Raw genomic sequence first — 8849 nt, 5'->3', positions numbered from 1 at the left:
GCAACTAACCATACACAAATCCGTTGGGCATAATTTGAAAAAAATGAGGAAAATACTGACTATTTTACTAATCGGAATTACTAATTACGTGTTTTCACAATCATCTAGAGAAATTGATTCTATTTCTAATTCAATGTGTGAATACTTAAAACAGATAGATATTAAAAAAGAAACAAATCGTCAGAAGATTGCATTTGAAAAAATTTCTCTTTATGAGAAACACCTTTACCCTTATTTGAGAAAAACATTCAAAACAAGAACAAAAGAAGCGGAAAATATTGAACAAAAAATCAATTTTAGATTACAAAGAAATTGTTCTGAATTTAGATACTTGACTAACAAAATAGAAAAGCCGAATGAAAAATTTTCTGAAATAAATGAAAAGCCAAAATCTACAATTTCAAAAAAGGAAATAGAAGAATTTAAAGTCCAAAAAAACTTTTATTATTTCGAAAAACCTACAGATACCATAAAAGCTTATGTTGTTATGTGTGACGGAAAATGGGAAAACTTATTACCTGATAAGACTTTTTGTAAAATGGAATATAAATGGATTAGTGAGAATGAATATGAATTAGTTTTTATAGAAAGTAATAATGAATTTATGTCTGATTTTAGTGCAAAAGGAGATAAATACGTTCATAAGGTTTTATCTAAAGAAAATGGATTTTACAATATAAGTATCACTACTGAAAAACAAAATAATTTTACGAAATTTAAAATGTATTACTAATAAAAACTATGCCCAACACCGTATAAAAATAATTGCGGTTTAGTGCTTAATCAAAGGTCGTTGCGTGTTTGTAACGTCTGATTTTCCTTCGGAAAATCCTCGCATACAAACCCGCAACTATTCTTATACATCAACGTTAGGCAACATTTGACCAAAACCAGAAAAATTTGAAAAAACCAAAGAGCTTTGAAAAACCAGAAGGAAAAGAACATTTAGACAAGGACTTTCTGGAAGAATTGAAACATAAATTGTGGTCTACTAAAGGAATCCGTTTTTATGCGAGTGATAGACTTAAAAAGATTTCAAAAATCTCAAATATTTGCACAAGTGTTCTTTCTGTTTATTTAATAATTTTTGGACTTCTCTCTGTATATAATATCTATAATCCATCTGAACAGTACGAAAACTTATTTGCTTTCTCAATGACAGCAATCTCAATTATATTATTGATTTTTTCTGTATTTGAGAACTCTCAAAATTATTTAGTCAAAGCTGAAAAATTTCACGATTGCTCATTGGATATCGCTGATTTATATAATGAACTTCAGAATTTTAAAACCTATGACAAAAAAAGTTCGGATAAAGAAAAATTGGAATATTGTAATGACATTCAGTCAAGATACCAGAATATTTTAAGAAGATATGAAAATCACGACCAATTGGACAGACAAAAATTCAGAGCTGACAATATGGATTATTATAAATATTTGAAATGGCATTATTGGTGGAGAGTTCAGATTATTTATTTCTGTAAAACAAAACTGATTTATTTAATTGCTATGCTAATTCCTGGAATGATATTAGGGTATTTAATAATAAAAAACGTTGCCTAACACCGTATAAAATTAATTGCTAGTACAAGTCTACTTACGAAAATCCTCACGGATTTTCTATTTGGTTTGTATTTGCTAAATTAGGTGCTTGAACCACGCAACTAATCTTATACAATCACGTTGTAACCCATTTAAAAAGTGAGCGGTAGTAATAAAATGACAATACACGAAAGAGCCAGACTGCAAGCTTTTAAGAATGTTATGGAACGTCGGAATTTGAATAAATTAGAAAATATGGATAAAGAAGAATTAAAATTGTTTGTCGAAACTAATATTGAGCACCTTAAAATTTTATCTGAAACGGATAATAACAAGGTAATAGATGTACTTAAAACTGTCGTTGAAAATTTTCATTTAATAACACCTAGTGAAAATGATTCAGAAACGCAAAAAGAAGTTCTGAAAAAAGTGAAGTCTATTAAAAAGAAATCTATTTTATATGAAATATCAGAACTGGAAACCAAAAATATGGTTTACATAGAATATAATTACGTAATGATACGTGGTACTTTAGGAAGTGTATTAGATATTATAAATTAAAAAAAGAATGAAAATCAGAAAGTTGATTTTTTCCAGAGAGATGATCTATTTTAATTAAACACATAAGGTATTCACGAGTTATTACATTAGAAACTTCGCTTTCGTTTTCTATTAATTCAATTTGTAATTTATGGTATTGAATTAAATTATTTTTAACAAAATCTATTGCTTTTAATTTATCATCGGAAATAATAGAATCGGACATAAATAACATTTTTAAAAATTAATAATATATGAATGACTTACAACGACTAGAACAAACCATTTTAGACTTAATGACCACTATTGAGGGTTTGCAATCCGACATTACAGACTTAAAAAAATCTAATAGTGAGCTAGGTACTAAACTATACAACATTTCAAATAAAATAGATGAACTAAATATGTGAGTTTAACTCTGATAAAGAATTAACCGTTCTTAATATTTCTTTGACCTCAAAGTGTGATTTCCCTTTTAAGGTTTTTAATATATCTAATGATACATCAATACATTCTTTATCTACATATTTTTTAATATCATCTGAAACAATAAAATCGGACATAAAAAAACGTGTTACAACACCGTGTATAATCAATAGGGCTTAGTGTTAGTTTATAAAATTATTCGCTTTCCCAATCTACGAGATTATGTAAGTATTAGTTTATACCTCGCCCTACTAATCATACACAATCTCGTTAGCAAACATTTCGCGCGTGTCAACAATTTCAAGGCTTTTACCAAGTTCTGTACTTCTTTGCTTCAGAAAACTTAGTTGGAATTTAAAGCTGAATATAAAAAACCACTGAGCTGGAATTTTTTACTCTTGCGGAACGTTACGCACGAATTTCGACTTACCTAACTTCGGTTCTTTCATTCAATATTATAGCAATCCTCAATTTTTGGCTGATAAGCGGAATGGCAAAACGTACGGCTGAACAGTTCGCAGTTTAAAAAATTTGAAATTAGTTGTTTAAATCAACTGATTCTGATATCACGAAAATTTAGGTTGAAAACAAAACTGATTCTCCTTACGGAAAAGAACGAAATAATAATTCGGAGATTTTTTTGACATTTAAGTAAAAAATGAAACAACGTCTGAAAAACAAATCGTCCGGAAATACGCAAAGGAGTAGTTCGCAAAAAAGAAAAAACGTTAGCTAACACTGTATATAATTTATTGCTGCTTCTCGCCTACTCACGAAAAGCCCTTCGGCTTTTCTATTTCGGTTATTATTTGCTAACTTACTCGCTGAAACAACGCAACAAACCATATACCAAGCCGTTGTGCGTCATTTAAGAGGCACGTTAACTAATCGAAAAACATTGTTCACTCATTGAGATTTTTATGAAATGCAGAATTGAAATATTTTTGAAAATAAAACAAGAAAAATGAGAATATTTCTACTTCTATTCATTCTGACTTTTACTTTCGGTTGTGCAACTCGGAATATAAAATACGACCGAAATAAAATTTTAAAAAAATATTCAGCGGATTATAAAATGTTTGTGGATAATGAGAAAACCGATTTGGAAACTGTATTTCTTGACAAAGATAATATTGAAAATATCCGAATTGACAAGCGAACGAAAGAATTGAAAATCACTCAACTAAAACGAGCTGAATTGTTTCATATGGATAAACTGAATTTGGACAGCTTATCTGCTGGACAAAGAGGTTGGAATAAAAAGAAAATCGAATTAATAGTAATTGACGGAATTCCAATAACAGATAGTTTATTAGAAAAAACAAAAATTGACCCAAATGCAATCAAATCATTTAATATTTTAACGCAAGAAATGATGCAAAAGACGAATTTATGCCGAGCGTATAATGGAAGTGTAATATTAATAACGACAAAATAAAAAACGAACGCACAACACCGTGTATAATTAATTGCTTTGTTCTTCTCTACTTGCGAATATTCCTGCGGAATATTCACGGGTTCGTAAAAGTTTGCTAACTTAGTTGCTGAACCACGCAACTAACCATACACAAACACGTTACCACTAATTAGATGGACAAAAAATACCTTGAGAAAAACAAAACGAAAATAAGTTGGATTACAGGAATTGGATTTATTCTATTACTTGTTATTATTCAATCAATTTCATATTCTAAAAACACATCTAAATTTGAAAAAGGAAATTCAAGAATAACAGTTGCTGAAATATATAAAACTAATTGGAATAAGGGAATTACTTTATATACAGATTATGTTTATAAAGTAGAAGGAAAATTATACAAATCTGGAACAGGTGGAGAAAACTCTAATGAATTTAAAAACTGGAAAAAATCTGAATCTAGAAAATACGCTTTAATTTACAATATTGAGAATCCAAAATTGAACTTTCTGTTATCTGAAAAAAGACTTTCTGACACAACTGAATTAGGAATTGAGCTTAAAAGTGAATATTTTGACTATGAAAATTTGGAATCTATAATGACTACACAAACTGTGCAAACTGCTTATATAAAGGAAAAATATTTAAAAGAATATAAGGATTGGAAAAAAAGAAAAAACTAGTGGTAACACCGTGTATATTTTATTGCTTGGTTCTAGCCTACTTACGAAAATCCTCGCGGATTTTCTATTCGGTTTTTATTTACTAAATTAGTTGCTTAAACCACGCAACAAAGCATACACAAACACGTTGGCAGTAATATAACGGACGAAAATTATAGTTTTCAACAGATTGTTTATAATTTATTTTTTTGTACTTTTGCAGTGTGGAAAAAATGTCTTACATAAAATTATCTAACGACCAAATAGACAAAGTTGGAAATTCAATTATTTACCTTTCTGAAAAGATTGGTGAGTTATCTAAAACAAAAGCATTAAAACTTATTTATATTTTAGATGAACTATCAATTAAAAAAAGCGGAATACCTTTTTTCAATTTAAAATATAAAGTTTGGAAATTTGGACCTGTTTCAGAAGAAATTTTCATTGATTTATCATCAGAAACTACATTACTTAAAAATTACATCGAAAGAACTTCTGAAGAAGGAGTTACAGTAATAAAACCTATTGTAGAATTTAATGATGATGAATTTTCAGATAATGATATTGATTTATTAAATTTTGTTATTGAGCAATTTGGAGATAAGACAGCTAAAGATTTAGTTTATTACACTCATCGCAAAAATTCACCTTGGCATAATACAGCTAAAGAAAATTCTGTTTTAGAATTACTAGAAAAAGAAGAAATAAATAATACAGAGTTATTAATTGATATGGCTTCTTTAATAAACCACGATGAAAGAAAAAAAGTTGTTTATAGTGATTTTATAGAATCAAACTAAAATGTTTGAAGAAGGAACCATAATTTACTTTGACCCTTTTTATTTTAAAAATGGAAATACTGCAAAGCCAAAATATTTTGTTGTTTTAAAAAATCAAGATGAACAAAATATTTTAGCATCACTTCCAACAAGAACAGATTCAATTCCTGAAAAAGAAGAAATAGATAATGGCTGTATAGAACTTCCTTCAATCAACCTAAATTGTTTTGTTTTTTCTAATGAAATTGAAATAACTGAATGTGGAAAAATGTTTGATTTTAAAACTCATATTTATGGACATCAAATAGATGTTTATGAAATGGAATTTTGAAAGAGATTTATCCTCTTGAGAATACCGACTATGAAATATGGGGGAAAATGAAAGATGAACTATTTATCTCACTAATTGAGTGCCTTAAAAACTCTAAATCTGTAAAAAGAAAATACAGAAAAATATTAGAAAATTAAATACTACTGCCAACACCGTATATAATTTATTGCTGGCTTCTTGCCTACTTACGAAAGTCCTCGCGGACTTTCTTGGTTCGTAATTATTTACTAAATTAGTTACTTGAAACACGCAACAAACCATATACAAACACGTTGGCAACAAGCTAAAAGCAACTAACCTCAATTTTGAATACAAACAAGAATTATTATTACAAAGTAGTTTCGGATGTTCCTGAAAATGGAACGATTATCAACACAGCAGACCGAATTGACAGAAATATGCTTATGAGACTGTCCGATTTGAATAATCTTTTCGAATTAATATATAGTTGCTCTGAATACCACGAAATATCAATAAAACAAATTTGGCTGAAATTGAAAGCTAAAAATTTAATATTATTTACTCGAAACAGACTTAAAAGTGATTTAAAGAATATTAAAAGAGAAATTAAAAAACAAAATTTCATACTTCAATCTGAATTCAGATATTTTACGTATTACATTTTGGAAAAAGCAAGACAAGATTTAATTAAAACTTCAGGAAATATTGATTTACCAAATAGATTTGAATCAAGCTACTTTTTTGGAAATTTAAAAGATTGTATAGTTTATTTGATTGGTTTTTATGGTTTATCATTCAAAGACCAGTCAAATAACTTAAAAATTATAGAAGTCGAGTTCGAAAGAATAGAATCATTACACAAATTTGACAATAATTTGCTGACTGACTTTAAAGATGACTTTCACTCAAAAGATTTTTATTCTACATTGAAGAACTTTCTTCTTTGTAAAGAGTCTGAAAAACCGTTGTTTGAATATGTATTTCAAGGTTCTTATAAAATTATTAGAAATGATATTGAAATATAAAAGCCTGTTGCCAACACCGTGTATAATTAATTGCTTTGTTCTTCCCTACTTGCGAATATTCCTGCGGAATATTCACGGGTTCGTAAAAGTTTGCTAACTTAGTTGCTGAACCACGCAACTAATCATACACAAACACGTTGTACCCAATTTGAGAAAATGCAGAAAACAGATGAATATATAGCGAAAAGATTAAAATGGAAAGCTGGAAAAAACAGCCTTCCAACCCAACATTCGTTCTTATTCGAAAGTTTGCCGACTGAAAACCAAAACTATTATTCGGAATTATTTAAATCTCAAAATATTGGAATCCCTGTATTAGTTTTCACTCAACCGAAAAATGACAAATGGACTATTATTGGAACTCGGAAAGTAGTTTGGGGAGAATATGACAAATTTGAAAGTCTGCTGATAAGTGATATTAAAGAAATGCGACCTCAATCGTTAGTTGAAATCAGCGCAACTGGAAAAGCAACAAAAGAACAAGTAAAAAAAGCAGAATGGGATGAACTGACAATCACTACTCTATATTATGAACAGTTCGTTATTCCAGCCTTTAAAGGTTCTGATTTTTTTGCGATGTGGAATATATTATTAATGAATTGGCAATTGAATCGGAAACAAAAACTAGAAGACTAAATGCCAAATAAGATAATCCAAAAGTCAAATATCAATAGATTGACTAAAAATAAAGAATATAACTATCCTTTTCACTCTTCTGAAATTGGCGAAGTGGAATTTACTCGCAATTTTAATACTGGTTATTTTAAGGAATTAACTTTTAAGAAAATTAAAGGAGGCGGGAAATTCGGAGGGAATTACACCTGCATCGAATTAGATGATGAATATAGAATTTCGAAATATTAAAAACTGGGTACAACACCGTGTATAATTAATTGCTTTGGCAAGTGCTTATTTGGAAAATTCCTTCGGAATTTTCTCGCGTTCGTTTTTGTTTACTAAATTAGTAGCTGAAACACGCAACTAACCATACACAAAACCGTTAGCAAAAATATAAAACCAACTATGGGAATCTTCGACTTTCTTAAACCAAAGAAAAATGGTATTGATATTAATACATTCAATTCAAAGCAATATCAAACAGAAATTACAGCATTAGCACAAACACTTTACTTTGAAAACGACCACAACTATAAGATAGTAAAAGCGAAACTGGGTAAGCAAGGGTTAGATGATAATCAATCTAATGTAATCATTGAAAACCTTAAGAAGATTAACTCAAAAATGGTTAATGAATTTCAAGCCGATTTAGATTCTGGAAAAATATCCGAAATTAAAATTCAACCAAACCCTGAACACAAAAAAGGAAATGTTGACAAAGACCAAGTAGATAAATATATTGGATTTGGCGCTTATCAAATGGAAAGAGGAGATTTAGACAACGCTCTTGAACTTTTTAACAAAGCAATTGAACTCGATGATAAAGCTACTTTAGCATACGCTAATAAGGGAACATTATTTGCAAAAAAAGGAGACAACCTAAAATCTGTTGAGTTTTATAACAAGGCATTAGAATTTGAGCCAAATAACATTCAAATTCTTGAAAATAGAATGAACAGTATGTATGAAATTATGGCAACTGTAGGAGAAGAAAAATTTATTGATTCTGTTAAAGATGTTTTAAATGCAGACAAAAAAAGCCCAAATGCTCTTATTTATATCATCCAATATCATATAAAGCAAAATGACAGAGAGTTAGCATTAAAAAATTTAAAACACCTTTTTTCAGATTACTATTCTGAACAAATAGCGATACAATTACTACTACAAATATTTAACTCTATTACGGACAAAGAGAAAGCATTTATCGAATTTGACAAATTAGAAAGCGGACTTTCAAATGACGCGAAATATCAAATGAATTATTGCAAAGCTTTATATTTAAAAGGTATTAGAAATTTTGAAGAAGCGATTGAATTATTTAAAAGCCTTAATAAACAACAAGAATTTTCTTGGAATTATTATCAAATTGGAATTATAAAAAATATTCAAAATAAGACCGATGAAAGTATCGAATATTTAAAAAAAACATTTGAACTGGAAAAAGACTTAAAGCAAGATGCTAAACAATATTCAGAACTACAAAATCTTTGGAGTAATCCAGAATTTATTAAAATAACGGAATAAATACTTTTGCTAACAAAG

14 protein-coding genes are annotated in these 8849 nt (G+C 28.8%); 12 read left to right on the top strand and 2 right to left on the bottom strand.

Translation table 11 applies throughout. The annotated features are described in order from the left end of the window. The first annotated feature begins 88 nt into the window (after nucleotides 1–88). The 3 genes from KO515_RS07295 to KO515_RS07285 all read left to right on the top strand — a co-directional run bounded on the left by KO515_RS07295 (nucleotide 89) and on the right by KO515_RS07285 (nucleotide 2106). The gene (locus KO515_RS07295) at nucleotides 89–733 is read left to right on the top strand and encodes a hypothetical protein (protein ID WP_215935726.1); all 645 of its coding nucleotides are present in this window, start codon (nucleotides 89–91) and stop codon (nucleotides 731–733) included. A gap of 167 nt (nucleotides 734–900) precedes the next feature. After that, nucleotides 901–1566 carry an SLATT domain-containing protein gene (locus tag KO515_RS07290; protein WP_215935725.1) on the top strand — a complete coding sequence of 222 codons (666 nt, stop codon included), beginning with the start codon at nucleotides 901–903 and terminating at the stop codon, nucleotides 1564–1566. Nucleotides 1567–1800: 234 nt separating this feature from the next. Then, a complete protein-coding gene (locus KO515_RS07285) occupies nucleotides 1801–2106 on the top strand; it encodes a hypothetical protein (protein ID WP_215935724.1) in 306 nt (101 codons plus the stop codon). Here the strand turns inward: KO515_RS07285 and KO515_RS07280 are convergent. Further along, nucleotides 2096–2311: a hypothetical protein gene (locus KO515_RS07280; protein WP_215935723.1), complete on the bottom strand. Its 216-nt coding sequence runs from the start codon at nucleotides 2309–2311 to the stop codon at nucleotides 2096–2098. The two genes, KO515_RS07285 and KO515_RS07280, sit on opposite strands and share 11 nt — an antisense overlap. Nucleotides 2312–2339: 28 nt before the next feature. On the opposite strand from KO515_RS07280, the gene KO515_RS07275 reads away from it, so the two are divergent. Beyond that, nucleotides 2340–2495 carry a hypothetical protein gene (locus KO515_RS07275; protein ID WP_215935722.1) on the top strand — a complete coding sequence of 52 codons (156 nt, stop codon included), beginning with the start codon at nucleotides 2340–2342 and terminating at the stop codon, nucleotides 2493–2495. Here the strand turns inward: KO515_RS07275 and KO515_RS07270 are convergent. Continuing rightward, entirely contained in the window at nucleotides 2484–2648 is a 165-nt protein-coding gene (locus tag KO515_RS07270; RefSeq protein ID WP_215935721.1) for a hypothetical protein, read from the bottom strand. The two genes, KO515_RS07275 and KO515_RS07270, sit on opposite strands and share 12 nt — an antisense overlap. Before the next feature lie 827 nt (nucleotides 2649–3475). Here KO515_RS07270 and KO515_RS07265 point away from each other — a divergent pair. The 8 genes from KO515_RS07265 (at nucleotide 3476) to KO515_RS07230 (ending at nucleotide 8831) form a co-directional block, all read left to right on the top strand. Next, nucleotides 3476–3949 (top strand): hypothetical protein, encoded by a 474-nt coding sequence (locus KO515_RS07265; RefSeq protein WP_215935720.1) that lies wholly within the window; start codon nucleotides 3476–3478, stop codon nucleotides 3947–3949. Nucleotides 3950–4101: 152 nt separating this feature from the next. Next, nucleotides 4102–4611 (top strand): hypothetical protein, encoded by a 510-nt coding sequence (locus tag KO515_RS07260; protein ID WP_215935719.1) that lies wholly within the window; start codon nucleotides 4102–4104, stop codon nucleotides 4609–4611. A gap of 212 nt (nucleotides 4612–4823) precedes the next feature. Continuing rightward, nucleotides 4824–5390, top strand: coding sequence for a Panacea domain-containing protein (locus KO515_RS07255; protein WP_252723808.1), 567 nt, complete (start codon nucleotides 4824–4826; stop codon nucleotides 5388–5390). A gap of 1 nt (nucleotide 5391) precedes the next feature. Further along, nucleotides 5392–5700, top strand: a complete 309-nt coding sequence (locus KO515_RS07250) for a hypothetical protein (protein WP_252723807.1) — start codon at nucleotides 5392–5394, stop codon at nucleotides 5698–5700. Between the two features lie 305 nt (nucleotides 5701–6005). Then, nucleotides 6006–6686 carry a hypothetical protein gene (locus KO515_RS07245; RefSeq protein WP_215935717.1) on the top strand — a complete coding sequence of 227 codons (681 nt, stop codon included), beginning with the start codon at nucleotides 6006–6008 and terminating at the stop codon, nucleotides 6684–6686. Between the two features lie 156 nt (nucleotides 6687–6842). Continuing rightward, entirely contained in the window at nucleotides 6843–7322 is a 480-nt protein-coding gene (locus tag KO515_RS07240) for a hypothetical protein (RefSeq protein ID WP_215935716.1), read from the top strand. A 39-nt stretch (nucleotides 7323–7361) separates the two neighbouring features. Continuing rightward, nucleotides 7362–7550 carry a hypothetical protein gene (locus tag KO515_RS07235; RefSeq protein ID WP_215935715.1) on the top strand — a complete coding sequence of 63 codons (189 nt, stop codon included), beginning with the start codon at nucleotides 7362–7364 and terminating at the stop codon, nucleotides 7548–7550. 159 nt (nucleotides 7551–7709) lie between these two features. Then, the gene (locus KO515_RS07230; RefSeq protein ID WP_215935714.1) at nucleotides 7710–8831 is read left to right on the top strand and encodes a tetratricopeptide repeat protein; all 1122 of its coding nucleotides are present in this window, start codon (nucleotides 7710–7712) and stop codon (nucleotides 8829–8831) included. Nucleotides 8832–8849 lie beyond the last annotated feature (18 nt).

The organism is Winogradskyella psychrotolerans, assembly GCF_018860545.1.
GTDB classification, from domain to species: Bacteria; Bacteroidota; Bacteroidia; order Flavobacteriales; family Flavobacteriaceae; genus Winogradskyella; species Winogradskyella psychrotolerans_A.
Note: the sequence above shows the minus strand (reverse complement) of the source record. Positions and strands in the feature narration are given on the sequence as shown.

What these genes read in the sequence shown, in the direction of transcription:
- KO515_RS07285 (WP_215935724.1), top strand. Translation starts at nt 1,801, where the DNA reads ATGGATAAAGAAGAATTAAAATTGTTTGTCGAAACTAATATTGAGCAC.
- KO515_RS07280 (WP_215935723.1), bottom strand. Translation starts at nt 2,311, where the DNA reads ATGTCCGATTCTATTATTTCCGATGATAAATTAAAAGCAATAGATTTT.
- KO515_RS07275 (WP_215935722.1), top strand. Translation starts at nt 2,340, where the DNA reads ATGAATGACTTACAACGACTAGAACAAACCATTTTAGACTTAATGACC.
- KO515_RS07270 (WP_215935721.1), bottom strand. Translation starts at nt 2,648, where the DNA reads ATGTCCGATTTTATTGTTTCAGATGATATTAAAAAATATGTAGATAAA.
- KO515_RS07265 (WP_215935720.1), top strand. Translation starts at nt 3,476, where the DNA reads ATGAGAATATTTCTACTTCTATTCATTCTGACTTTTACTTTCGGTTGT.
- KO515_RS07260 (WP_215935719.1), top strand. Translation starts at nt 4,102, where the DNA reads ATGGACAAAAAATACCTTGAGAAAAACAAAACGAAAATAAGTTGGATT.
- KO515_RS07255 (WP_252723808.1), top strand. Translation starts at nt 4,824, where the DNA reads ATGTCTTACATAAAATTATCTAACGACCAAATAGACAAAGTTGGAAAT.
- KO515_RS07250 (WP_252723807.1), top strand. Translation starts at nt 5,392, where the DNA reads ATGTTTGAAGAAGGAACCATAATTTACTTTGACCCTTTTTATTTTAAA.
- KO515_RS07240 (WP_215935716.1), top strand. Translation starts at nt 6,843, where the DNA reads ATGCAGAAAACAGATGAATATATAGCGAAAAGATTAAAATGGAAAGCT.
- KO515_RS07230 (WP_215935714.1), top strand. Translation starts at nt 7,710, where the DNA reads ATGGGAATCTTCGACTTTCTTAAACCAAAGAAAAATGGTATTGATATT.